Genomic DNA, 24820 nt, shown 5'->3' with positions numbered 1-24820 from the left:
CAGCGGCACCGTGTGACTCAGCTGGTCAGCCACGCACGCAGCCGTTCCTCACCCGCCAGGATCTTTGCCGTTTCCACCCTTTCATCCCTTTTATGAGCCAAGTGCGGGTTGCCGGGGCCGTAGTTGACCGCGGGGACGCCGAGGGACGAGAAGCGGGAGACGTCGGTCCAGCCGTACTTGGGCATCGGCGTGCCGCCGACCGCCTCGATGAAGGCGGCGGCGGCCGGGTGGGAGAGGCCGGGCAGGGCGCCGGGGCTGTGGTCGTCGACCACGAACTCCTCGACCCCGCAGTCGGCGAAGACCTCCCGGACGTGGGCGATCGCCTCGGCCTCGGAACGGTCGGGGGCGTACCGGAAGTTGACGGTGACCACGCAGGCGTCCGGGATGACGTTGCCGGCGACCCCGCCGGAGATGCCGACCGCGTTGAGGCCCTCGCGGTACTCCAGGCCGTCGATGACCGGGTAGCGCGGCTCGTAGGCGGCGAGGCGGGCCAGGATCGGGGCGGCGGCGTGGATCGCGTTGGAGCCCATCCAGGAGCGCGCCGAGTGGGCCCGCTCGCCCGAGGTCTTCAGCAGGACGCGCAGGGTGCCCTGGCAGCCGCCCTCGACCTCGCCGTCCGAGGGTTCGAGGAGCACCGCGAAGTCGCCCGCCAGCCACTCGGGGTGGGCCTCGGCGACGTGCTTGAGCCCGTTGAGGTCGGCGGCGACCTCCTCGTTGTCGTAGAAGACGAACGTCAGGTCGCGGTTGGGGGCCGGGACGGTGGCCGCGATGCGCAGCTGGACCGCGACGCCCGACTTCATGTCGCAGGTGCCGCAGCCCCACAGCACGCCGTCCTCGTCGAGGCGGGAGGGCACGTTCTCGGCGATGGGGACGGTGTCGATGTGGCCGGCCAGGATCACGCGCTCGGGGCGGCCGAGGTTCGTCCGCGCGATCACGTTGTTGCCGAACCTGTCGACCGTCAGGTGCGGCAGGGCGCGCAGCGCGCTCTCGATCGCGTCCGCGAGCGGCTTCTCGGTGCCGCTCTCGGAGGGGAGGTCGACGAGCCGTGCGGTGAGCGCGGCGGCGTCCAGCGTGAGGTCAAGGGAGGTGTCGGCCATGGCCTCGACCCTAGCGCGCGCGATTCCGTGGGCGGGTTCACAGGCTTCCGGACCCGGGGGTGAGCACCTCGTACCCTCCAGTATGTTGTACGCGTGCCAGAGCCGTCCCCCATCCGCCCCAAGCGTCGCGGCCGTGTCCTGCGTTTCGTGTCGGGCCTGCTCATCCTGTCCGCCGTCGCGGCCTACCTGGTCGTCCAGTACGTCACCGGCGGCGGTGGCGCCGAGGGCTGCAAGGTCGTCTCGGGCCGAAGCGACGACGAGACGTACCAGTTCACGCCCGAGCAGGCGGTGAACGCGGCGACGATCGCCGCCGTGGGCACCGGCCGCGGCATGCCCGAGCGGGCCGTGGCCATCGCCCTGGCGACCGCGATCCAGGAGTCGGGGCTGCTCAACATCGAGCACGGCGACCGGGATTCCCTCGGCCTGTTCCAGCAGCGGCCCTCGCAGGGCTGGGGCACCGAGAAGCAGATCCTGGACCCGGCGTACGCGGCGGGCATGTTCTACGCCCACCTGGCCAAGGTCCGCGACTACGAGACCCTGCCGCTGACGGTGGCCGCGCAGCGCGTGCAGCGCAGCGGTTACCCGGAGGCGTACGCCAAGCACGAGACCGACGCCACGCTGCTCGCGGCGGCCCTGACCGGGCAGGCCGCGGCCACTCTGACCTGCGACGGGCGTCCGCCGGCCAGGACCGCGACGGCGGCCACGGCGACCGGCCCGGACGCGGTGCGGACCGCGCTCGTGCGGGACTTCGGACGGGACGCGGTCGAGGAGGCCGGCGCCGAGGTGAGCGGGTCGGCCACGCCGACACCCACGCCCAGCGTGACCGCCACGGCGCACGGGCGGACCGTGACCGTGCCGGTGCCGGAGGGGAAGAAGACCGACAAGTCGGGGCGCACCGAGAGCGAGCGGGGCTGGCAGCTGGCGCACTGGGCGGTGGCCAATTCGTCGGCGCTGCACATCGAGCGGGTGTCGTACGCGGGCCGGGAGTGGACCGCGGGGAGCACGGACAGCCAGTGGCAGGCGGCCTCCGGTACGCAGAGCACGGGCGGAGCGGAGAAGTCCGCGGGCTCGGTGCGGATCGTGACCGGGCAGTAGTTCGGGGGGTCCCTCCGGCGGGTCAGCCGGGACACGCCGGACGCGTGGTGTGCGCACGTTTTCGCACGGTCACTCGCGCACGCGTGAAATCCCTTGGGAGCGTTGGGCGGTAAGGATTCTGCGGGAGCGCCGACAGTGCGCCGTTTGCCCGCTTTTCCCCACACCCGATAATGCGATGCGTTATCAACTCTTTACCTTGGGCTTCCGCAACCTTCGCGGGCTTCGCGTCGGTAGTCACGGCGATCACGTTCCCTCCCGTCGAATGGAGCACCATGTCCCTCCCCCTGACCCGCCGGATCGCCCGTGCCGCGCTGCTCGTCGCAGCGGGGGCGGCAGCCGGGGTCGGTGCGGCCGGCTCCGCCGGCGCGGCCCCGAGCCTGCCGGCCACCACCCCGAACCTCGGCGGCCTGACCGCCCTGGACGGGGCGAGCGTCGGCAACACCGCCGACGCGGCGACGCAGACCGTCACCGGGACCGTCGGCCGCACCGGCGGCGCGGCCATCGAGTCGGCGGTGCCCGCCGCGGGCCAGACCGGCGGCAAGGCCGTCAAGAAGGCGGCGCCGGTGGTGCAGCACACCGCGGGCGACGCGGCGGGCTCCGCAGGGGGGCTGCTGGGTCAGACGGCGGCCACCGCGACGAAGGGTGGGCTGCCGACGGGTGGGCTGCCGGTGAAGGGGCTGCCGATCGGGTGAGTGGCTCAGCCGCTTGCCGGGAAGGGGTCCGGGGGTTTCCCCGGGCCCCTTCCCGTTGTGCCTCGGCTGCGGGCCGGTGGGGGGCTGGTCGCGCAGTTCCCCGCGCCCCTGACGGGCGCTCCAGGCAGCCCCGTCAGGCCAGGCGTGCCACCGCTGCCCGGATGCGTTCGTCCGTTGCCGTCAGGGCCACGCGGACGAACGTGTCGCCTGCCTCGCCGTAGAAGTCGCCCGGTGCGACGAGGATGCCCAGGTCGGCCAGGTGGGACACGGTCTGCCAGCAGGACTCGTCGCGGGTCGCCCACAGGTAGAGGCTCGCCTCGCTGTGCTCGATGCGGAAGCCGTGGGACAGGAGCGCCTCGCGCAGGGCCGTGCGGCGGGCGGCGTAGCGCTCCCGCTGTTCCTGGACGTGGGTGTCGTCGGAGAGGGCCGCCACCACCGCCGCCTGCGTCGGGGCCGACGTCATCATGCCGCCGTGCTTGCGGATCTCCAGGAGCGGGCCGAGGACCGCGGGGTCGCCGGCCAGGAAGGCCGCGCGGTAGCCGGCGAGGTTGGAGCGCTTGGAGAGGGAGTGGACGGCCACGATGCCGTCGTACGAGCCGCCGTTGACGTCCGGGTGCAGGACCGAGACCGGGTCGGCCTCCCAGCCCAGTTCGAGGTAGCACTCGTCGGAGAAGAGCAGGACGCCGTGGGCGCGGGCCCAGGCGACGATCTCCGTGAGTTCCCGCTTCGACAGGACCTTGCCGGTCGGGTTGGACGGGGAGTTCAGCCAGAGGAGCTTCAGACCGGCCGGGTCCAGGTCGCGCGGGTCGTCGTAGACCTCGTGGCCGGCGCGGGCGAGGCGGGCGCCGACCTCGTAGGTGGGGTACGCGAGGCGCGGGTAGGCCACCCGGTCGCCGGGGCCGAGGCCGAGCTGAGTGGGGAGCCAGGCGACCAGTTCCTTGGAGCCGACGATCGGCAGGACGTGGCGGTGGGTGACGTCACGGGCGCCGAGGCGGCGCTCGACCCAGCCGGTGATCGCGTCGCGCAGCGCCGGGGTGCCCCAGACCGTGGGGTAGCCGGGCGAGTCGGCCGCGTCGATCAGGGCCTTCTGGATCAGGTCGGGGACCGGGTCCACCGGGGTGCCGACCGACAGGTCGACGATGCCGTCCGGGTGTGCCGCTGCCGTCTTCTTGTACGGTTCCAGCTTGTCCCAGGGGAAGGCGGGCAGACGGTCGGAGACTGCGGACACGGTGACTGGCTCACTTTCTTCGGTACGACCGGTACGGCCGACGGCGGCCGGTACGGCAAACGCCTCGGTCCCGTAGGGCGCCGATCGGACGTGATCAGGCCGTACGGGACCGAGGCGGCACGGTGTTGCGGCGGGCCGCCGGTGGGGACTACTCGGCCTGCGGGGGCAGCGCGGCGACGAACGGGTGGTCGCGCTCGATCAGGCCCAGCTTGCTGGCGCCGCCCGGGGAGCCGAGGTCGTCGAAGAACTCGACGTTGGCCTTGTAGTAGTCCTTCCACTCCTCCGGAGTGTCGTCCTCGTAGAAGATCGCCTCGACCGGGCAGACCGGCTCACAGGCACCACAGTCGACGCATTCGTCCGGGTGGATGTACAAGGACCGCTGGCCCTCGTAGATGCAGTCGACCGGGCACTCCTCGATGCACGCCTTGTCCTTCACGTCGACACAAGGCTGCGCGATGACGTAGGTCACGCTGTCGTTCCTCCTCGAATGGGCGCCGGCGGGCCTCCGTAGGCTCCGCCGCCTGGCGCGCGGGAGCGCGGCGTCGTCGATGCCCGCCCCTAGTATCTCCGTTCCTGGGCATGATCCGAACAGGAGGGGTGAACTGACCAGTGGAAATCTCTGCCGCAGGACGCTTCGAGGTCCGTATCACCGCTGCTGACGTGGGCAAACGGGTGTCAGTGCGCCGTTTGGCCGGAAATGGTGTCACCGGGGAGAAGTTCACCGACACGGTGGGTGTTCTCACATCATGGGACGACGACGGCATGCTGACGATCACACGGCGGGACGGCGGAACCGTCCGGATACCGGAGTCCGCGCTGGTGGCGGCGAAGGTGGTACCGGCCGCTCCGGCGCGCCGCCGGGGACCCGCCGCGACCTATCAGGAGCTCGCGCGTGTCGCCGCCCGCGGCTGGCGGCCGGTGGAGAGCGAGCGGCTCGGCGCGTGGGAGCTGCGGGCCGCCGCAGGGTTCACCCGGCGGGCGAACAGCGTGCTGCCGCTCGGTGATCCCGGGCTGCCGCTGGACGCGGCGCTGGCGGCCGTACGGCAGTGGTACGGCGCACGGGGGCTGCCCGCGTACGTGCAGACCGCGACCGGCGCCGAGGGCACCCAGGAGCTGCTCTGCGCGGAGCTGGAGCGGCGCGGGTGGCTGCGTGAGGTGAGTGCCGAGCTGTGGGTCGGGGGGCTGGCGCCCGTGGCGGACCGGGCGGAGGGGGCCGGGGTGCTGCTCTCCCGGAAGGCCGGCGATGACTGGCTGGCGCGGTACCAGCGCAAGGGGGTGAGCGAGGTTGCGCTGAAGGTACTGGGGGGCGGTCCTTCGGTGTGGTTCGCCACCGTGCCGGGGGCCGAGGGGGGTGCCCCGGCGGCGATCGGGCGGCTGGTGGTGGACGGCCGGTGGGCCGGGTTCGCCGCCGTCGAGGTGGATCCGGGGCTGCGGCGGCAGGGGCTGGCCACCGAGGTGATGGCCGCGCTCGCCCGCCGGGCGCTGGCGGAGGGCGCGTCGGCGGCCTGGTTGCAGGTGGAGACGGACAACGCGGGGGCGCTGGCGCTGTACGGGCGGCTGGGCTTCGCGGTGCACCACGCGTACCACCACTACCGGGCACCGGAGGCGGACGGCTCCTGAATCCGGCCGCCGGGGCGGTACCGATCATTCCGAAGGGGCACGAGACAGCTATGGCTTCCGGTCAACCGCATCCACATCACCGTCCACGTCCGCCGTCGTCGGAGCGGGCCGCCGAGGTACGGCGGCGGTTCGCCGCGGAGGCGCGGTCCGAGCGGCCCGATCCGGCCACGCTCTGCCTGCTGCTGGGCGCGGCGGGCGACGGCTCCCTGGACGAGGCGGGGATCGACGCGGCGCAGATGGAGCTGGACCGGCTGGCCGGGCAGCTGCCGTACCGGCCGGGCGGGCCGCACGCGTGGGCCGCGGCGGCGCACCGGGTGCTGGGCGAACGGTTCGGTTTCCGGGGCACCGCCGGGGACTACCAGCGGCTGGAGTCCTCGCTGCTGCACGAGGTGCTGCGGCGGCGGCGCGGGCTGCCGATCCTGCTCTCCGTGGTGTGGCTGGAGGTCACGCGGCGGGCGGGGGCGCCGGTGTACGGGGTCGCGCTGCCGGGGCACTTCGTGGTCGGGTTCGGGGCGGCCGAGGAGCAGGTGCTGGCCGATCCGTTCGACGGGGGGCGGGTGCTGACCGGGTCGGACGCGGAGCTGCTGGTGGTCGGGGCGGCGGGGGTGCCGCTGGAACCGGCGATGCTGGAGCCGGCCGACCCCCTCGACGTCGTACGGCGGATCCTGAACAACGTACGGGCGTGGGCGGCGGCCCGCCCCGAGCGGTCGGACGTGGGGCTGTGGGCGGTCGACCTGTCCCTGCTGCTGCCGTCGCATCCGGCGCGACTGCGGTACGAGCGGGCGCGGTTGCTGGTGGAACGGGGCGAGTTCACCGACGGCGCCGAGGAGTTGGAGAAGTACGCGGGGCTGATCGACGTGGTCGACGAGGCGGCGGCGGAGAAGGTACGGGGGGAGGCACGGGCGGCACGGGCCCGGCTGAACTGAGCGGGCTTCCGGGGGGCTTGGAGGCTTCCGGTGAGGTCTCTGGGGGGGACGCTCCCCTACAGCCAGCCCTTCTCCCGTGCGATGCGGACCGCTTCGGCCCTGTTCCGTACCGCGAGCTTCTGGATGGCCGTCGAGAGGTAGTTGCGTACCGTCCCCTGGGAGAGGTGCAGCGCCGCTGCCAGTTCGGCGTTGGTGGAGCCGTCGGCCGCCGCCCGCAGGACCTCGCGTTCGCGGTCGGTCAGGGGGTTGGCGCCCTCGGCGAGGGCCGCCGCCGCGAGGGTGGGGTCGATGACGCGTTCGCCGGCGAGGACCTTGCGGACGGCCTCGGCGAGCTGGGCGGCGGGGGCGTCCTTGACGAGGAACGCGTCGGCGCCCGCCTCCATCGCGCTGCGGAGGTAGCCGGGGCGGCCGAAGGTGGTGAGGACGACCAGTCGCACCGTCGGCAGCGCCTTGTGCAGCTGGGCCGCCGCCTCGATGCCCGTGCAGCCCGGCATCTCGATGTCGAGCAGGGCCACGTCGATGTCGTTCGCCTGCGCCGCGGCCAGCACCTCGTCGCCGCGGGCCACTTGGGCGACGACCTCGATGTCGTCCTCCAGGCCCAGCAGGGCGGCGAGCGCCTCACGGACCATCGACTGGTCCTCGGCGAGGAGGACCTTGATCGTACTGCTCATGCCCCGGATCCTACGGCCCTTCCGGAGCTCAGCGGGACCCGGGCGACCAGCCGGAAACCGTGCTTCAGGCGGCCCGCCTCCAGGGTGCCGCCCGCCTTCTCCAGCCGCTCGGTGAGTCCGGTGAGCCCGTTGCCGGGACCCTTGCCGGAGCCGCCCGACCCGTTGTCCTCCACGGCGAGTTCGAGGACCGGGCCGTCCAGGGTCTGGCGGCGCAGCAGCTCCACCGCGCAGGCGCTCGCGCCGCTGTGCCGTACGACGTTGGTGATCGCCTCGCGCAGCGCCCAGGCGAGGGCCGCCTCGCCGTCGTCGGACACCCCGGCGAGGTCGGGTTCGGCGGGGACCTCGGCGGTGACCGCGGCGGCGGTCAGGGCGACCTGGGCACCGGCGAGTTCGGCCGCGAGCCGGGGCCGCCGGTAGCCGGTGACCGCCTCGCGGACGTCCACCAGGGCCTGGCGGCTGACCTGTTCGATGTCGGAGACCTGCTGGGCCGCCTTGTCGGGGTGGTCGGGGAGCATCCGGCCGGCCAGCTCGCTCTTCAGGGTGATCAGGGAGAGCGAGTGGCCCAGCAGGTCGTGCAGGTCGCGGGCGAGGCGCAACCGCTCCTCGTTGGCGGCCAGTTGCGCGACGGTGGCACGGGCCTTGCGCAACTCGATGGTGGTGGCGACGAGTTGCCGGATGCCGGTCATGGAGTAGCCGACCAGGAGCACCACCAGGAACAGGCCCCAGGCCTCGTCCAGGTTGTGGGCGTGCCAGCCGGCCAGCATCATCGCGGTGGTGGTCAGCGGGATCGTCCAGTAGGCGACGCGGAGCGGGAAGGTGACCCCGCACATCACGGAGACGTACACGAACAGGCCGAGCCAGGAGCTGCCGAGGCTGAAGGCCAGGACGACCGCGAGCGTCCACTGCACAGCGACCGCGACGGTGACGATCCCGCCGCGGAAGGGCCGGCCCATCTGGCGGAAGACGATGGCCAGGTAGATGCCGACGAAGGCCGTCAGCCCCACCCAGCCGGCCACCGTGGCGCCGGTGCCGTGGTGGCCGGAGGACAGGTCGTCCACCGGGGAGGCGAGGAAGACCAGCCACGGCAGGACCCACACCAGCTTGCGCAGCGCCTCGGGCCGGTTGCGCGGCGGCCGGCCGATCCGCACCAGCCGGTCCGCCCGGGCTTCGTCTCCGGACCGCAGGTCTTCCGTCATCGTGCTCACGCCTTCAGCGTGTCCTTCCGGTACAGCCAGGCCGCGCCGCCGACGAACAGGGCGAAGAAGACGACGAGGATGGCGATGTCCTGGGCTTTCGGGGCCTGGCTCTGTTCGATGGCCCGTCCCAGGGCAGCGTACGCGTGCGTGGGCAGCCACTTCGCGATGTCCTGGAGCCAGGTCGGGAAGGACGAGGAGGGCCACCACAGGCCGCCGAGGATCGACAGGCCGAAGTAGGTGATCATCGTGATCGGGCGGACCGCGTCGCCGCTCGCCAGATACCCGATGGCGACGCCGAGCGCGGCGAAGACCAGGCTGCCGGCCCAGATCGCGCCGGTGAGCGCGAACCACTGCCAGGCGTCGAGGCGTACGTGCTTCACGGAGGCGGCGACCAGGAAGACGACCACGATGGACGGCAGGCTCACCACGGCCGCGCTGGCGGTCTTGGCGAGGACGTAGCCGCGGCCGGGCAGCGTGGTCAGGCGCAGCTGCCGTACCCAGCCGCTCTCGCGCTCCTTGGCGATGCGTTCGCTGTTGCCCATCAGGACGGCGGTGAGGGCGCCGAAGGAGGCCATCGACACCATGACGTAGGCGGCGACGGACAGGCCGGAGTTGTCGACGGTCGCGCCGGTGCCGCCCTGGCTGGCGACCAGCAGGAAGATGATCGAGGGGTAGATCACCGAGAAGAACAGGAACTTGCGGTTGCGCAGGGCGCGGGCGAGTTCCAGCTTGATCAGGGCGTTCACGACTGCGGGGCCTCCTTGGCCTCTTCGGCCTCCGTGATGGCGACGAAAGCCTGTTCCAGGCCGAGCCCGGCGACTTCGAGGTTGCGGGGGTAGACACCGAGGCCGTACAGGGCGTGGACGGTGGCGTCGGCGTCGGACGACTGCATGCGGACGGTCTGGCCGCTCCCCGCGGCGGAGCCGCTCTTCGACACAGTGACGGCGGTGAGGAAGGGCAGCGCCCGCAGCGGGGCCTCGTCGATCTCGCCCTCCAGGTCGAAGGAGATCCGCCGGGCGCCGGCCTTCGCCTTGATCTCGGCGGCCGTGCCGTCGGCGAGCAGCCGTCCCCGGTGCAGCACCAGCACCCGGTCGGCGATGGCGTCGGCCTCTTCGAGGTAGTGGGTGGCGAACAGGACGGTCCGCCCCTGGTCGGCCTGTTCGCGCATGGTGGCCCAGAACGCCTGGCGGGCGGAGACGTCCATGCCGGTGGTCGGCTCGTCCAGGACGATCAGGTCGCTGTCGCCTGCGGTGGCGAGGGCGAAGCGGACACGCTGGGACTGGCCGCCGGAAAGCTTGTTGACCTTGCGGTCGGCGATCTGCGAGATGCCCGCGCGGGCGAGGACGTCGGTGACCTTGTAGGGCTTGGGGTGCAGCCGGCAGGCGAGCGTGACGAGTTCGGCGACCGTGACCTCGTCCATCAGGCCGCCGCTCTGCAGCATCGCGCCCACGCGTCCGGCGACGATGGCCTCGCGCGGGCTCAGGCCGAACACGCTCACCGTGCCGGCGTCGGCCTGCTTGAGGCCGAGCAGCAGGTCGAGCGTGGTGGACTTGCCGGCGCCGTTCGGCCCGAGCAGGGCCACGGTCTCCCCCGGGTGCAGCCGCAGCGAGAGCCCGTCGACGGCCCGCACGTTCCCGTAGGTCTTGCTCACTTGGTCGAACCCGACCACCACCGGGGTCCCGGTGGCCGTCGTCGCCGCTGTCGTTGTCATGCCTCCATGCTGACCGCGAGCCCCTGTCCGGGGGCAGTGCCGACCGTCCGGAGAGCCGCATGACAGATGTCATGCGCAGCGCCTGACATGCGCGAAGGGGCGCCCGGTGAGCACCGGGCGCCCCTTCGTCGGGCGTCAGCTGGGGTTCGTCTCGATGATGCCGACCCGGTTGGTCTTGCTCAGCAGGGCCTGGCGCAGGGCGACGTAGACGTCCTGCGGGGTGACGGCCGTCTTACCGCCGGTGGCGCGGGTGATCTTGACCCCGTCGAAGGCGCCGCCGTAGAGCTCCTTGAGCGCGTTCAGGTCGGGGCTGTCGACGAGCTTGCCGTTGACGGCCTTCACCCGGAGGAACTTCCACAGGGAGTTCTGCGGGCTGAACGACACCGGGGTGCCCGTGTCGGCCTTGACCGTGACCAGGGCCGACATCGCCGGCTCCGCGAACGCCTTCATCTCGCGGTCGACCTCGGCGTTGGTGACCGTCGGCTGCTGGGTGGTCGTCGGTACGCTCACCGCGGAGGCGGTGCCGGTCTCGACCATCGTCTTGTACGCCTGCTCGATCTCCGTCGTGGAGCCGGCCGCGTCGATGCCCTTGCCCGCCTTGCCGTAGACCGCGACGGCCTTGCCGGAGGTGAACTTGATCGTGCCCTCGGTGACCGAGCCGGAGCTGCCGCCGAGGTCCTTGAGGGCGGCCTGGAGCTTCTCCTCGTCGACCGGCATGACGGGGGCGACGACCCGCTTCTGGCCGAACAGGGAACCGATCACGGAGACCGGGTTGTAGTCGCTCTTGGCCGCCGCCTCGACGGTGTTCTGCAAGTCGAACTGGAGGCCCGCCTGGTCCGGCGGCAGCGAGACCGTTTTGCCGGCGACGGACAGCTTCAGCGGCTTGTTCACATTCTTGCCGAACGCGTCGTCGAGCTTCTTGACGGCGTCGTCGCGGGTGCCGCCGCCGATGTCGACGCCGAGCACGGTGGTGCCCTTGGGCACGTCGGAGTGGTTCATGAGCAGCCCGGCGCCGTAGACGCCGACGCCCGCGACCACCACGACGCCGCCGAGCAGCGGCAGCTTGCCGCGCTTCTTCTTGGCCTTCGCCTTGCCCTTGCCCTTGGCCTCGGCCGGGGGCGGCGAGACCGGCTCGGGCAGCTTCGGGGGCGTGTGCGGCTGCGGCCCGTCGGTGGGCGCGCCCGGTGCGAACGGGGAGCCCGCGCCCGGCGGTACGACCGGGATGCCGCTGGTGACGGTGTGCCCGGAGACGTTGTCGGCCGGGGAGCCCGCCGGGAAGCCGTAGCCGGGCATGCCCGGTTCGGGGGCGGGCTTCTGCGGGGTGAGGATCGCGGTGTCGTCGCTCAGACCGCCGCCGGGCAGGCCGGGGCCGCCGGGCGCGGTGCGGGCTCCGGGCCTGGCCTGGGCGCCGGCGCCACGGGCGCGGGGACCGCCGGGGCCCGCGGGGCCGCTCTGACCGCTCGGGACGCTCTGGCCGCCGAAGGACTCACCGCCGCTGAAGGCTCCGCCTGCCGCGCCGTTCGGACCACCGGGGCCACCCGGACCACCCGGGCCGGTCTGGCCGGCGAAGGGCGCGCCGCCGTTGGCCGGCGGGACGAACGGGCCGTCGCCGGTGACCGGGCCGCCGGTGGGGCCCGCCGGGCCCTGCGGGCCGCCGAGGCCGCCGGGACCGCCAGGTCCGCTGAAGCCGCTGGGGCCGCCGGGACCGGCCGGGCCGCCGCCGGGCAGGCCGGGGCCGCCCTGGCCGCCGTTGTCGGAGAAGTAGGGCAGGTCGTCGCGGCGGGCGTCGCCGCCGTTCGCCGAGCCGCCGTTCACCGGGCCGCCGTTCGCCGCGCCGCCGCGGGAGCCGCCGAGCGGGCCCGCGGCGAGCGCCTCGGTCACGTCGAAGGAGCCGGTGCCACCGCCGTGGCCGGGGGCCACCGGGCCGCCGGTCGCACCCGTGGGCAGCCCCGCCCCGTTGGTCCCGCCGGGCCGGGACGCGCCCGGCGCGCTCATGGAGCCGACGACACCGCCGGGACGGCCGCCGTTCGCGGCGCCGGAGCGGGGGGCGCCGCCGCCGTTCGGACGCGCCGCACCCGAAGCGTTCGGTGAGGCAGCGGGCGAACCGCCGGGTGCACCCGCCGCGTTGGCGGCGCCGGCGCGCTGTCCGCCCTTGGCGGGGCCGGACTTGCGTGGCGCGAACCAGTCGGTGGTGGGCGCGGGCGCCGGTTCGGCGGCGGGCGGCTCGGCGTTGCCGCTGGGCATGGCGGCGCCCGCCGGCCGCGCGTGCGTGCCCGTCTCCTCGGCCGTACCGCTCATGCCCGGGGCGGCCGTGCCGCCCTCGACGTCCGCGACCGGGGTGCGGACGACCACGGGCGGAATCGGCCGGGAACCGGGGATGTTGATCCGGATCCGGGTCGTCAGCGTGGTCTCGGTCTTGCGTTCCTCCGGCCGCGCGGCCGAACGGGCCGCGTCCGTACCGTCGTCGGAAGCCATGGGGGTCCCGTACGGCGGCGTGCCCGAGGGGTATGCGGATCCGCCGCGCCCGTCGGGCCCGGAGGACGGAGTGTCAGTTTCACGACTCAAGGCAGGTTCTCCCGGTTGGCTCCACCGCCCGTGACGACCTTGCTGGGGCGGCTCGGCGGCGCGCACCACCATACTGGCCACTTCTGACGCTTATCCCATGACCGCTGGGGAAACCCACACCGGACTCGCACGGGCGCCCCACGGCGAAGTGGTACGTCACTTGCCAAGTCGGGCGCCGCCCGCTTCAGGTTGCCGCCCCAAACCTATTGTGGCGCAGATCACAGCCAACGCCATGCCGCCGAGCAGGAAAAGGTACGAGCCGCCGCCCGCGCCGAACAGGAAGTCGCCCTCCGGTCTGCTGGCGGTGAGGAAGATGACGGCGACGACCCAGCCGAACGCGGGCGCGACGGCCCCCGAGCGGCTCGCCACGGCCCGGGCACCACCGAGGAAGACCCCGGCGGCGCCGGCCAGGGCGAGCAGCAGCCCGCCCGGGAACCAGCCGGCCTGCACGAGGGCGCCCGCGGCACCGACCACGGCCCCGAGCAGGACCAGCCCGACGAGGGCCGCGACCCGCCCCGCGGAGGGCGCCTGCAAGGGCTGCGCGAGCATCGACCCGCGTCCACCGGAACTCATGACGCCTCCCCGAGGCCGGCGAAGAGATCGGTCTCGCGCGCCGCGCCCGGCTCGCCGCCCGCCAACTCGTAGAACTCCGTGGTGAACAGGGGCTGGGCCAGCTCGTTGGAGAGCGCGAAGTAGCGGGCGCCGTGCGGTGCCACCTCGACCTGGGTGGCGTGGGCGGCCATCGCGGCGGCCTTCGCGGCGGCGTACGGGGTGCCGTCGACCTCGGTGGTGACCCGGCGGTCGTCGACCACGCCCGGCACGTCGTCGACGGCGGCGGACTTGGCGAAGGGCAGCTCCGGCAGGTCGTCCCGGAGCCCGGCGAAGGCGGCCTCGGCGACGGTGCGCGGGACGCGGTTCCAGTAGACCTTGGGGATGCGGTGGCCGGCCTCGGCCGCGAGCTCGACGGCTCTCATGGCGACGCGGTGGGCCTGGATGTGGTCCGGATGGCCGTACCCGCCGTTGTCGTCGTAGGTGACGAGGACCTGGGGGCGGATCTCCAGGATCACCTCGGCCAGGTGTCCGGCGGCCTCGTCGACGTCCGCCCGCCAGAAGCAGTCGGGCGCGTCGTTGTCGGGCACGCCCATCATGCCGGAGTCGCGGTAGCGGCCGGGGCCGCCGAGCAGCCGGAAGTCGCCGACGCCGAGCTCGCGCATGGCGGCGCCGAGCTCGCCCAGCCGGTACTCGCCCAGGGCGGGGCCGGTGAGATGCCGCAGCTCGGGCGGGATGACCTCGCCGCCCTCGCCGAGGGTGCAGGTGACCAGCGTCACATGGGCACCGTGGGCCGCGTAGCGAGCCATGGTGGCGCCGTTGTTGATCGACTCGTCGTCCGGGTGCGCGTGCACGAGCAACAGACGCCGGGAGGGCAGTTCCGTCATGTGCCCACCCTACGAAACGACACCGACAGTGCCGCGCAGCCCCGGTCGACCGGTGCGGAAAGTGGTCGGGGTCAGAACTTGATGCTGCCGATCATGCTGGCGACGTTCGTCGTCAGATCGCTGATCGTCGGCGCGATGGTCGAGGAGGCGAGATAGAAACCGAGCAGCATGCAGACGACCGCATGACCGCCTTTCAGACCTGACTTCTTGATCAACAAGAAGACGATGATCGCCAGCAGCACCACCGCCGAAATCGAGAGTGCCACGGCGGCTCACCTCCAAAGATCCCAGGGACGCGGGGGGTTCGGACTATGGGGGTTGTAGATCAGGTTGTAGCTCGGTACAGCAAATCCATGCGCATGCCAGCAGGTTCATACCCACTCAGCGGTAGTGATCATAACTATGCGTGCTCGCGCATCGCTCGGCGCACGGCCGCACAAGGGGGCGCATGGCCAATATGGTCGGGGGATGACGACCGAGGCTGTCTCATTCCCCCGCCGGCACGCCCGCACCCAGCGTTTCACGCTCGGCGCGCCGCGCGCGTTCACCGTGGCCCCCGACGGCTCCCGCGTGGCGTTTCTGCGCTCCGGTTCCGGCACCGACCGCGCCAACTCCCTCTGGCTCCTTGACGTACCGAGCGGCGAGGAGCGCCTCGCGGCGGACCCGCGCACCCTGCTCGGCGGTGCCGAGGAGCACCTCTCGCCCCAGGAGCGGGCCCGTCGCGAACGCAGCCGGGAGGGCGGTGCCGGCATCGTCGGCTACGCCACCGACGCCGCTGTGGAGTTGGCGTCTTTCGCCTTGTCAGGACGGCTTTTCACGGCCGAGCTCAGGGCCGGCACGGCACGCGAACTCACCGTCCCCGGTCCGGTGATCGACCCGCGCCCCTCCCCCGACGGCCGCCATGTCGCGTACGTCGCGGCGGGCGCCCTGCGCGTGGTGGGCGCCGAGGGCGAGGGCGACCGGGCGCTCGCGGAGCCGGAGTCGGAACAGGTCACCTACGGATTGGCCGAGTTCATCGCGGCCGAGGAGATGGGGCGTTCGCGCGGCTTCTGGTGGGCGCCGGAGTCCGACCGGCTGCTCGTGGCGCGCGTGGACGACACGCCGGTACAGCGGTGGTGGATCGCCGACCCCGCCCACCCGGGGCGTGAGCCACATCATGTCGCCTACCCGGCGGCGGGCACCCCGAACGCGGACGTACGCCTCTTCGTCCAGGGCCTCGACGGGGAGCGCACGGAGGTCTCCTGGGACCGGGCACGCTATCCGTATGTGGCGCATGTGCACTGGTCAGAGGCGGGTGCACCGCTGCTGCTCGTACAGGCGCGCGACCAGCGCAGCCAGCTGTTCCTGGCCGTCGACCCGGGGTCGGGGGCGACCCGGATGGTGCACGCCGACGAAGATCCAACATGGCTTGAACTTTTCGGTGGAGTGCCCTGCTGGAGCCCCTCCGGACAGCTGGTCCGGATCGCCGACGAGGGCGGCGCCCGGGTGCTCGCGGTGGGTGAACGGCCGCTCACAGGACCCCAGTTGCACGTCCGTGCGGTTCTCGACGTGACCGCCGACGACGTGCTGGTCTCCGCGTCCGCCGGCGAGGAGGCCGAGTCCCCCGAGATCGGCGAGATCCACGTCTACCGCGTGAACGAGCTCGGCGTGGAGCGCGTGTCGCAGGAGCCCGGCGTGCATACGGCGGTGCGCGCCGGGGGCGTGACCGTACTGGTCTCCGCCACTCTGGACCGCCCGGGGAGCCGCGCCCAGGTACTGCATGACGGCAAGCTCCTGGCCACTGTCACGTCATACGCCGAAGACCCCGGTTTGTCCCCGCGCGTGACGCTCACCGAGGGGGGCGCACGTCGAATTCCGTGCGCCGTGCTTATGCCACAGGACTACGACGGGAACACTCCCCTTCCGGTTTTGCTCGACCCCTACGGGGGTCCGCACGGCCAGCGCGTGGTCGCCGCGCACAACGCCCACCTCACCTCGCAGTGGTTCGCCGACCAGGGCTTCGCGGTGATCGTCGCCGACGGCCGGGGCACCCCGGGCCGCTCCCCCGCCTGGGAGAAGTCCCTCAGGGACGACGTCGCGGCGATCGTCCTCCAGGACCAGGTCGACGCCCTCCAGGCGCTCGCCGCCGACTTCCCCCTCGACCTGACCAGGGTGGCGATCCGCGGCTGGTCCTTCGGCGGCTACCTCGCCGCCCTCGCGGCCCTGCGCCGTCCCGACGTCTTCCACGCGGCGGTGGTCGGCGCCCCGGTGACCGACCTGCGCCTGTACGACACCCACTACCAGGAGCGCTACCTCGGCCACCCCGGCGAGCAGCCGGAGGTCTACCGCCGCAACTCGGTCATCGACGACGAGGGTCTGACCGAGGCGGCCGAACCGCACCGGCCCATGATGATCATCCACGGTCTCGCCGACGACAACGTGGTCGTGGCCCACTCGCTGCGCCTGTCCTCGGCCCTGCTCGCCGCGGGCCGCCCGCACGAGGTCCTGCCCCTGTCGGGCGTCACCCACATGACCCCCCAGGAACAGGTGGCAGAGAACCTGCTGCTGCTCCAGCTGGACTTCCTGAAGAGGTCACTGGGCCTGGCGTAACGCGCCCCAAAGGGGCGCTGGGGGTGCCCCCGGCCGAAGGCTGGGGGAGGAACTGCGCGACCAGCCCCCACGCACCCGCACACGGCAACGGGCCGGGATGACATGGCGCATCCCGGCCCGTTTACGGCACCCGCACGGCCGTACGCTCATTAGAGTGACCCGTCCGTATATCGAGACCGGGTCAGTGAAGTTGCCTGCGTGTTAACGCGATTGACCCGCAAATGCCCCGCTATGCACCCCCATTACCAAGATCGTCCGGCGGCACCACCCGCTTCTCCTCCGCGAAGTGGCAGGCGGAGTCGTGCGCAGCCGGCCCCGGCACCAGCCGGAAAGCCGCGGGCACCGCGAGTTCCGGCACCTCGACCGCGCACCGCTCCTCGGCCTTCCAGCACCTCGTGCGGAACCGGCACCCCGACGGAATGTTCGTCGGCGACGGCACGTCCCCGCTCAGGATGATCCGCTCCCGGTGCTCCCGCGCCTCGGGGTCCGGTACCGGCACCGCGGAGAGCAGGGCCTGGGTGTAGGGGTGGGTCGGGTGGTCGTAGATCTCCTCGTCCTTGCCGATCTCCACGATCCGCCCGAGGTACATCACCCCGACCCGGTCCGAGATGTGCCGCACGATCGACAGGTCGTGGGCGATGAAGACGTACGACAGGTCGAAGTCGTTCTGGAGCCGGTCGAGCAGGTTGATCACCTGGGCCTGCACGGAGACGTCGAGCGCGGACACCGGTTCGTCGGCGACGATCACCTCGGGCCGCAGCGCCAGCCCGCGCGCGATGCCGATGCGCTGCCGCTGGCCTCCGGAGAACTGGTGCGGATAGCGGTTGATGTACTCGGGGTTGAGACCCACGACGTCCAGCAGCTCCTGGACCCGCCTGCGCCGGTCGCCCTTGGGGGCCGCCTCCGGATGGATCTCGTAGGGCTCCCCGATGATGTCGCCGACGGTCATCCTGGGGTTGAGCGAGGTGTACGGGTCCTGGAAGACCATCTGGATGTTGCGGCGGACGGTTTTGAGCGCCCGCCCGCTCAACCTGGTGATGTCGTCGCCCTTGTACTTGATCGACCCCGCCGTCGGCCGCTCTAGGTTGACGAGCATCTTGGCGACCGTCGACTTGCCGCAGCCGGACTCCCCGACGATGCCGAGCGTCTCTCCTTTGTTGAGCGTGAAGTCAACACCGTCAACGGCCTTGACGGCACCGATCTGTTTCTTGATCAAGATGCCTTGGGTCAAGGGGTAGTACTTGACCAGTCCACTCACTTCCAGGATCGGCTCAACCACCCTCTCAACCATTGAGGCACTCCCTCCAGAAGTGGCAGGCGCTGCCCCGGTGCTGATCCACCTCGTACAGCGGCGGCTCGTCGGTACGGCACACGTCCTGGGCCATCGGGCAGCGCGGGTTGAAGGCGCATCCCGGCGGGATGTTCATCAGGTTGGGCGGCAGGCCCTTGATGGCGTAGAGCTCCTGCCCCTTCTGGTCCAGGCGCGGGATCGAGTCGAGGAGCCCGCGTGTGTAGGGGTGGGCGGGCGACTTGTAGATGGCGTGCACGGGCGCGGACTCTACGATCCGTCCCGCGTACATCACGGCGATCCGGTCGGCGACGTCCGCGACCACCCCCAGGTCGTGGGTGATGAGGATCAGCCCCATGTGGTACTCGCGCTGCAACTCGGCGAGCAGGTCCATGACCTGGGCCTGGACGGTCACGTCCAATGCCGTCGTCGGCTCGTCGGCGATGATGAGCGCCGGTTCCAGGGCCAGCGCCATGGCGATCATGATGCGCTGGCGCATGCCCCCGGAGAACTGGTGCGGATAGTCCCGCACCCGCTGGGCGGCGGCCGGGATCCGCACCCGGTCCATCAGCTCGACGGCCCTGGCCCGCGCGTCCTTCCTGGACATCCCGCGGTGCACGACGAACATCTCGCCGAGCTGGTCGCCCACGCTCAGCACCGGGTTGAGCGCCGACAACGCGTCCTGGAAGATCATCGCCATCTCGGCGCCCCGGATCCTGCGCCTCTCCTCCTCCTTCAGCTTCAGCAGGTCGCGGCCCCGGAAGAGGATCTCGCCGCCGCCGATCCGCCCGGGCGGCGTGTCCAGGATCCCCATCACGGCCTGGGCGGTCACCGACTTCCCGGACCCCGACTCGCCCAGCACGGCCAGCGTCTCCCCCTCGTCGACGGCGTAGGAGACGCCGTTGACCGCCTTGGCGACCCCGTCCCTGGTCCGGAACTCCACGTGCAGGTCGCGCACTTCGAGCAGCACGGCGGCGCTCACCTCAGCTTCGGGTCGAGGGCGTCGCGCACCGCGTCGCCGAGCATGATGAAGGCCAGGACGGTGAGCGCGAGGGCCCCGGAGGGCCACAGCAGCGCGTGCGGGGCGTTGCGGATGTAGGGCGAGGCGGCGGAGATGTCGATGCCCCAGGAGACGCTGGGCGGCTTCAGACCGACGCCGAGGTACGACAGGGTCGCCTCCAGGGCGATGTAGGTGCCGAGGGCGATGGTCGCGACGACGATCACGGGGGCCACCGCGTTGGGTGCGATGTGCCGCAGCAGGATCCGGGAGTTGGAGGCGCCGAGGGCGCGGGCGGCCTGGACGTAGTCGTTCTGTTTGGCGGTGATCACCGAGCCGCGGGCGATCCGGGAGATCTGGGGCCAGCCGAGCAGCACCATGAACCCGATGACCGGCCAGACCGTGTTGCTGGTCACCACCGAGAGGAGGACGAGACCGCCGAGGACGACCGGGATCGCGAAGAAGACGTCGGTGATCCGGGACAGCACCGAGTCCCAGACCCCGCCGAAGAACCCGGCGAGCCCGCCGAGCACCGACCCGAGCAGCGCGACCCCGAGCGTGGCGCAGACGCCCACCGTGACGGACGTACGGGCGCCGTAGACGGTCCGCGTGTAGACGTTGCAGCCCTGCCCGTCGTAGCCGAAGGGGGCGCCCGGCTGGGAGCCCTCCTGGGCCTTGGCGAGGTCGCACTTGAGGGGGGAGCCGGAGGCGATCAGGGACGGCCACAGGGAGATGACGACGAGGAAGACGATGACGAGGGCGGAGACGAGGAAGACCGGGTTGCGCCGCAGGTCCCGCCAGGCGTCGGACCACAGGGAGCGCGGCCTGCCCGCCGGGCCGGTGCCGAGCGGTCCCCCCGGCGTCCGTTCCAGCGTCTGCGCCTCGCTCGCCGCCAGGTCCATCGCCCCGCCCGCACCGGTCCCCGCGATGGCCCGGTCCTGATCGAACGGCTGCTCAGGCATAGCGGATCCTCGGGTCGAGTACGGCGTAGAGCAGGTCCACCAGGAGGTTGGCCACCAGGAACACCAGGACCAGCACGGTCACGAACCCCACGACCGTCTGGGTGTTCTGCCGCAGGATGCCCTGGTAGAGCTGGTAGCCGACGCCGTGGATGTTGAAGATCCGCTCGGTGACGATCGCGCCGCCCATCAGCGCGCCGATGTCGGTGCCGATGAAGGTGACGACGGGGATGAGCGAGTTGCGCAGCAGGTGCCTGGTGACGACCCGGCGGCGGGGCAGGCCCTTGGCGACAGCCGTACGGACGTAGTCGCTCCGCTTGTTCTCGGCGATGGAGGTCCGGGTCAGCCGGGTGACATAGGCGAGCGACACCGAGGCGAGCACCAGTCCCGGCACGATCAGCTCGCCGAAGGTGGCCTCCGGGGAGACGGAGGGTTTGATCCATCCCCACTCCACGCCCAGCAGCAGCTGGAGCAGCAGACCGGTGACGAAGGTCGGTACGGAGATGACGACCAGGGTGGCCAGCAGCACTCCGGTGTCGACGGGGCGTCCGCGCCGCAGTCCGGTCACCACACCCAGCGTGATGCCGATGACGATTTCGAGGACGATCGCCACGATCGTCAGCCGGATGGTGACGGGGAACGCGGTGGACATCAGCTCGGTGACCGGCTGCCCGTTGAACGCCGTACCGAAGTCGCCGGTGAAGACGTTCCCCATGTAGGTGAGGTATTGCTGCCACACCGGCTTGTCGAGTCCGAACTCCTTCTTCAGCTGGGCGGCGGTCGCCGGGTCGCAGGCGCGCTCACCGCACAGCCCGGCGATCGGATCGCCCATCACGTTGACCATGAGGAAGATCAGCAGCGTGGCCCCGACGAACACCGGGATCATCTGGAGCAGCCGCCGGACGACATAGCGCCCCATGCCGGTTCAGCTGACCTTGATCTCGTTGTAGACGGGGACGCTGAACGGGTTGAGGGCGACGTTCGACAGCCGCTCGGAGTAGCCGGCGCTGCCGTTCTGGTACCAGAGCGGAATGGCGGCCATGTTGTCGCGGACGACCCCCTCGGCCTGCTGGAAGGTGGACACGGCCTTGGCGGTGTCGGTCTCGGCGTTGGCCTGGTCGACGAGCTTGTCGAAGTCCTTGTTGGACCACTTGCCGTCGTTGGAGGAGGCGTTGGTGTAGTAGAGCGGCTGGAGGAAGTTCTGGATGAGCGGGTAGTCCATCTGCCAGCCCGCGCGGAACGGCCCGGTCATCTTGTGCTGCCCGATCTGGTTGCGGAAGTCGGCGAAAGTGCCCACCGGATTCCCGACGCACGCCTTGTCGTTGCCGAGTGCGTTGTTGATGGAGTTGCACACGGCGTCCACCCACATCCTGTGCGAGCCGGTGTCGGCGTTGTACGTGATCTTGAGCTGGCCGCCGGGCAGCCCCCCGCCCTCCTGGACGAGCTTCTTGGCCTGGGCGGGGTCGTAGTCGCAGGCGCTCCCGCACAGCCCTTCCTTGAAGCCGCCCTCCGCACCGAGCACCGGCGAGGTCCAGTCGGTGGCCGGGGTGCGCGTGTTCTGGAAGATGGTGTCGGTGATCTGCTTCCGGTTGATCGCCATGGACAGGCCGGTGCGGACCTTCTCCGCTCCGCTCCTGCTCCAGGCGCTGTCGTAGTAGGGGAAGGCGAGCGTCTGGATGATGCCGGCCGGGGTGTTGATGTAGCGGCTGCCGAGATCGTTCTTGACGTTCTTCAGCTGCGACGCGGGAACGTCGTCGACGAGGTCGAGGTTGCCGGCGATGAGGTCGGTGTAGGCGGTGTCGCTGTCCGTGTAGACCTTGAGGACCACTCCGTCGTTCTGCGCCTTGTCGGCGCCGGGATAGCCGTCCCACTTCTTCAGGGACATCTGCGAGCCCTTGGTGTAGGACCCGATGCGGTACGGCCCGTCGCCGACCGGCTGCGCCAGCCAGCCGGCGTGGTCGGTGAAGAAGGACTGCGGCAGCGGCGCGAAGGCCGCGTAGCCGAGGGTGTCGGGGAAGCTGGAGAACTTCTGGTTGAGCGCGACGGTGAAGGTCTTGTCGTCGACGACCTTGAGTCCGCTCAAGGTGTCGGCGGTCTGGGAGCCGGTGTCCGGGTGGACCTTGTCGTAACCCTGGATGTAGCCGAAGAAGTAGGCGTTCTTCTGGTTGTTCTTGAGGCTCGCCCCGTAGTTCCACGCGTCGACGAACGACTTGGCGGTGACCTTCTCGCCGTTGCTGAACGTCCAGCCGTCCTTCAGCGTGACCGTGAAGTTCTGCGAGTCGCTCGTGTCGATCTTCTGGGCGAGCATGTCCTCGGCCTTGCCGGTCTTCGGGTCGTACTTCTTCAGACCCCGGAAGATCATGTCCAGGACCTTGCCGCCCTGGACCTCGTTGGTGTTGGCCGGCTCCAGGGGGTTCTGCGGGTCACCCCAGGATGAGCTGAGCACACCGCTCTCGCCCCCGCCGCCCCCGCTGCCGCCACCGCCCCCGCAGGCCGTGGCGGCGAGTGCTACGGCAACCGCGCAAGCGGCCTGTCCGGCGTGCGTGGCTCCGCGCATGGAGTGCCTCCTCAGGAATGCCCGTCCGTCACCGCACACTATCCGGATATATACGACATAGCGCTCATTCGGTACATCCGTTTGCGGGGCAGCCCACCGCTTCAGGGCTCTACCAGGAGCGCTTCAGAGGTCTCGACCAATGGCTGCCGCAAGCTCGTCAACGCGCCGTTTCCGCAGGCCACGCTTGATTCACGCGCCGTTGACGGGCGGGGAGAACCGCTGATAGACACACTCATCACCCCGCCGGCTTCGCCAGGCAGGACCCGGCCCCGAAGCCCTGACAAGCCGTCCCTGTGCGAGCGATGACGCGAGGTCACCACCATGAGCACTGAAGGCCAGCACGGCACCAGGCGTTTACCTCCGAGAACCCCGCGATCCCGCGCACCCCGGCTCGTGGCGACCGCCGGCGCCGCCGCTCTGCTCCTCTCGGCCGGCCTCGCGACCCCGCTCGACCCGGCGCCGCGACAGGCCGAGGCGGCCCAGGGGGAGAAGACCCTCACCGTCGCGGTCGCCCAGAGCGTCGACTCGCTGAGCCCCTTCCTGGCGGTGCGGCTGGTCAGCACCAGCATCCTGCGGCTGACGTACGAGTACCTCACCGACTACGACCCCGCGGACGCGCACCCGGTCCCGGGCCTCGCCACCAGCTGGAAGCCCTCCGCCGACAAGCTCACCTGGACGTACACGATCCGGTCCGACGCGAAGTGGTCGGACGGGCAGCAGGTGACCGCCCAGGACGCGGCCTGGACCTTCCGCAAGCTGATGACCGACCAGGAGGCCGCCACCGCGAACGGCAGCTTCGTCACCAACTTCCGCGAGGTCACGGCCCCGAGCGCCACCCGGCTGGTCATCCGGCTGAAGAAGCCGCAGGCGACGATGACCGCCCTGGACGTACCGATCGTGCCCGAGCACATCTGGAAGAACGTCACGGACTTCTCGAAGTTCACCAACGACAGGACCTTCCCCATCGTCGGCGACGGACCGTTCGTCCTCACCGACTACAAGGCGGACAGCTATGTGCGGCTGAAGGCCAACAAGGGCTTCTGGCGCGGGGCGCCCAAGTTCGACGAGCTGGTCTTCAAGTACTACAAGGACCAGGACGCCGCCGTGGCCGCCCTGCGCAAGGGCGAGGTCTCCTTCGTCGCCGGCCAGCCGGCCCTGACACCGGCCCAGGCCGCCTCCCTCAAGGGCGAGAAGGACATCCACGTCAACGAAGGCCCCGGCCGCCGCTTCTACGCCCTCGCCACCAACCCGGGCGCCAGGGCGAGGAACGGCCAGAAGTTCGGCGACGGCGACCCCTCCCTGCTCGACGAGCGGGTGCGGCACGCGCTGTTCATGGCCGTGGACCGCAAGACCCTCGTCGACAAGGTCTTCCAGGGCCAGGCCGTCGAGGGCCAGGGCTACATCCCGCCGCGCTTCTCGACGTACTTCTGGAAGCCGTCCGCGAGCCAGGAGCTCGCCTACGACCCCGCCAAGGCCGCCCAGCTCCTCGACCAGGCCGGCTACCGGAAGAACGGCGACGGCAAGCGGACCGGCAAGGACGGCAGGCCGCTGAACTACCGCGTCCTGTGCCACGCCACCGACCCGAACGACAAGGCCGTCGGCCAGTACCTCAAGGAATGGTGGGGCAAGCTCGGCATCGGCATGACGCTGGACTGCCTGGACAACGTCACCGACCCCTGGCTGGCCGGCAAGTACGACCTTGCCTTCGACGGCTGGTCGGTCAACCCCGACCCGGACTTCGTCCTGTCCATCCACACCTGTGCGGCCCTGCCCGCCACCCCGAAGGACACCGGCGCGACCGACAACTTCGTCTGCGACAGGACGTACGACGACCTGTACGCCCAGCAGCTCACCGAGTACGACTCGGCCAGACGGGCGACGCTCGTCAAACAGCTGGAGTCACGCCTGTACGACCTGGGGTACATGAACGTCATGGCGTACCCGAACGCCGTCGAGGCGTACCGCACCGACCAGATCAAGTCGATCGAGACGATGCCCAGGGCCGCCGGCAACATCTACGGTCAGGACGGCTACTGGAGCTGGTGGTCGGCGGTCCCGGCCGACGGGGGCGGCTCCTCGGGGGGCTCCTCGACCGGGGTGGTCGCCGGGATCGTCGCGGGTGTCGTGGTCCTCGCCGGGGCCGCCGTGTTCGTCGCCGTCCGCCGGCGCGCCGGCGCCGACGACCGCGAGTAG

22 protein-coding genes are annotated in these 24820 nt (G+C 71.3%); 6 read left to right on the top strand and 16 right to left on the bottom strand.

What is annotated here, in order from left to right:
* Positions 1-17: 17 nt before the first annotated feature.
* Positions 18-1097 (bottom strand): succinyl-diaminopimelate desuccinylase, encoded by a 1080-nt coding sequence (dapE, locus tag AB0D74_RS34135; protein ID WP_362595580.1) that lies wholly within the window; start codon positions 1095-1097, stop codon positions 18-20.
* A 93-nt stretch (positions 1098-1190) separates the two neighbouring features.
* On the opposite strand from dapE, the gene AB0D74_RS34130 reads away from it, so the two are divergent.
* Complete coding sequence (locus AB0D74_RS34130; protein ID WP_362595578.1) at positions 1191-2192, top strand: heavy metal transporter; 1002 nt, start codon at positions 1191-1193, stop codon at positions 2190-2192.
* 272 nt (positions 2193-2464) lie between these two features.
* A complete protein-coding gene (locus tag AB0D74_RS34125; RefSeq protein ID WP_362595576.1) occupies positions 2465-2884 on the top strand; it encodes an ATP-binding protein in 420 nt (139 codons plus the stop codon).
* Between the two features lie 133 nt (positions 2885-3017).
* Here the strand turns inward: AB0D74_RS34125 and AB0D74_RS34120 are convergent, their stop codons facing one another.
* Both AB0D74_RS34120 and fdxA read right to left on the bottom strand, forming a co-directional pair.
* Entirely contained in the window at positions 3018-4112 is a 1095-nt protein-coding gene (locus tag AB0D74_RS34120; protein ID WP_362595574.1) for a bifunctional succinyldiaminopimelate transaminase/glutamate-prephenate aminotransferase, read from the bottom strand.
* A gap of 148 nt (positions 4113-4260) precedes the next feature.
* A complete protein-coding gene (gene fdxA / locus AB0D74_RS34115; protein WP_079659886.1) occupies positions 4261-4581 on the bottom strand; it encodes a ferredoxin in 321 nt (106 codons plus the stop codon).
* A gap of 140 nt (positions 4582-4721) precedes the next feature.
* Between fdxA and AB0D74_RS34110 the strand changes: the two genes are divergently transcribed.
* Positions 4722-5732 carry a GNAT family N-acetyltransferase gene (locus tag AB0D74_RS34110; RefSeq protein WP_362595571.1) on the top strand — a complete coding sequence of 337 codons (1011 nt, stop codon included), beginning with the start codon at positions 4722-4724 and terminating at the stop codon, positions 5730-5732.
* Positions 5733-5782: 50 nt separating this feature from the next.
* Positions 5783-6658, top strand: coding sequence for a transglutaminase-like domain-containing protein (locus AB0D74_RS34105; protein ID WP_362595569.1), 876 nt, complete (start codon positions 5783-5785; stop codon positions 6656-6658).
* A gap of 56 nt (positions 6659-6714) precedes the next feature.
* On the opposite strand, the gene AB0D74_RS34100 is transcribed toward AB0D74_RS34105, so the two are convergent.
* The 8 genes from AB0D74_RS34100 to AB0D74_RS34065 all read right to left on the bottom strand — a co-directional run bounded on the left by AB0D74_RS34100 (position 6715) and on the right by AB0D74_RS34065 (position 14503).
* Entirely contained in the window at positions 6715-7329 is a 615-nt protein-coding gene (locus AB0D74_RS34100; RefSeq protein ID WP_362595567.1) for a response regulator transcription factor, read from the bottom strand.
* Positions 7326-8525, bottom strand: coding sequence for a histidine kinase (locus AB0D74_RS34095; protein ID WP_362595769.1), 1200 nt, complete (start codon positions 8523-8525; stop codon positions 7326-7328). The genes AB0D74_RS34100 and AB0D74_RS34095 overlap by 4 nt, the downstream gene beginning before the upstream one ends.
* A 5-nt stretch (positions 8526-8530) precedes the next feature.
* Positions 8531-9271, bottom strand: coding sequence for an ABC transporter permease (locus AB0D74_RS34090; protein ID WP_089098953.1), 741 nt, complete (start codon positions 9269-9271; stop codon positions 8531-8533).
* The gene (locus AB0D74_RS34085; RefSeq protein ID WP_362595564.1) at positions 9268-10236 is read right to left on the bottom strand and encodes an ABC transporter ATP-binding protein; all 969 of its coding nucleotides are present in this window, start codon (positions 10234-10236) and stop codon (positions 9268-9270) included. Before AB0D74_RS34085 ends, AB0D74_RS34090 begins: the two co-directional genes overlap by 4 nt.
* A 135-nt stretch (positions 10237-10371) precedes the next feature.
* The gene (locus tag AB0D74_RS34080) at positions 10372-12801 is read right to left on the bottom strand and encodes a hypothetical protein (RefSeq protein WP_362595562.1); all 2430 of its coding nucleotides are present in this window, start codon (positions 12799-12801) and stop codon (positions 10372-10374) included.
* Positions 12802-12957: 156 nt separating this feature from the next.
* Positions 12958-13374: a DUF6113 family protein gene (locus tag AB0D74_RS34075; protein ID WP_362595560.1), complete on the bottom strand. Its 417-nt coding sequence runs from the start codon at positions 13372-13374 to the stop codon at positions 12958-12960.
* Positions 13371-14237: an N-acetyl-1-D-myo-inositol-2-amino-2-deoxy-alpha-D-glucopyranoside deacetylase gene (gene mshB / locus AB0D74_RS34070; RefSeq protein ID WP_362595558.1), complete on the bottom strand. Its 867-nt coding sequence runs from the start codon at positions 14235-14237 to the stop codon at positions 13371-13373. Before mshB ends, AB0D74_RS34075 begins: the two co-directional genes overlap by 4 nt.
* 71 nt (positions 14238-14308) lie before the next feature.
* On the bottom strand, positions 14309-14503 hold the full coding sequence (locus AB0D74_RS34065; RefSeq protein WP_089098958.1) for a hypothetical protein: 195 nt from the start codon (positions 14501-14503) through the stop codon (positions 14309-14311).
* 202 nt (positions 14504-14705) lie between these two features.
* Here AB0D74_RS34065 and AB0D74_RS34060 point away from each other — a divergent pair, with 202 nt between their 5' ends.
* Positions 14706-16826: a prolyl oligopeptidase family serine peptidase gene (locus tag AB0D74_RS34060; protein WP_362595556.1), complete on the top strand. Its 2121-nt coding sequence runs from the start codon at positions 14706-14708 to the stop codon at positions 16824-16826.
* Positions 16827-17055: 229 nt separating this feature from the next.
* Here AB0D74_RS34060 and AB0D74_RS34055 read toward each other — a convergent pair whose 3' ends face one another.
* The 5 genes from AB0D74_RS34055 to AB0D74_RS34035 are packed head-to-tail and all read right to left on the bottom strand — an operon-like array spanning position 17056 to position 22627.
* Entirely contained in the window at positions 17056-18117 is a 1062-nt protein-coding gene (locus AB0D74_RS34055; RefSeq protein WP_362595554.1) for a dipeptide ABC transporter ATP-binding protein, read from the bottom strand.
* Entirely contained in the window at positions 18110-19084 is a 975-nt protein-coding gene (locus tag AB0D74_RS34050) for an ABC transporter ATP-binding protein (RefSeq protein WP_362595767.1), read from the bottom strand. The genes AB0D74_RS34055 and AB0D74_RS34050 overlap by 8 nt, the downstream gene beginning before the upstream one ends.
* An 8-nt stretch (positions 19085-19092) precedes the next feature.
* On the bottom strand, positions 19093-20073 hold the full coding sequence (locus tag AB0D74_RS34045) for an ABC transporter permease (protein ID WP_362595552.1): 981 nt from the start codon (positions 20071-20073) through the stop codon (positions 19093-19095).
* Positions 20066-20989, bottom strand: a complete 924-nt coding sequence (locus AB0D74_RS34040; RefSeq protein WP_362595550.1) for an ABC transporter permease — start codon at positions 20987-20989, stop codon at positions 20066-20068. The genes AB0D74_RS34045 and AB0D74_RS34040 overlap by 8 nt, the downstream gene beginning before the upstream one ends.
* A gap of 6 nt (positions 20990-20995) precedes the next feature.
* Entirely contained in the window at positions 20996-22627 is a 1632-nt protein-coding gene (locus AB0D74_RS34035) for an ABC transporter substrate-binding protein (RefSeq protein WP_362595548.1), read from the bottom strand.
* Positions 22628-22948: 321 nt separating this feature from the next.
* Between AB0D74_RS34035 and AB0D74_RS34030 the strand changes: the two genes are divergently transcribed.
* The gene (locus AB0D74_RS34030; RefSeq protein ID WP_362595546.1) at positions 22949-24820 is read left to right on the top strand and encodes an ABC transporter substrate-binding protein; all 1872 of its coding nucleotides are present in this window, start codon (positions 22949-22951) and stop codon (positions 24818-24820) included.

Origin of the sequence: Streptomyces sp. NPDC048278, from assembly GCF_040652195.1 — a bacterium.
Lineage (GTDB): Bacteria > Actinomycetota > Actinomycetes > Streptomycetales > Streptomycetaceae > Streptomyces.
The sequence above is the reverse complement of the archived record's forward strand: the minus strand, read 5'-3'. Positions and strand labels throughout refer to the sequence as shown.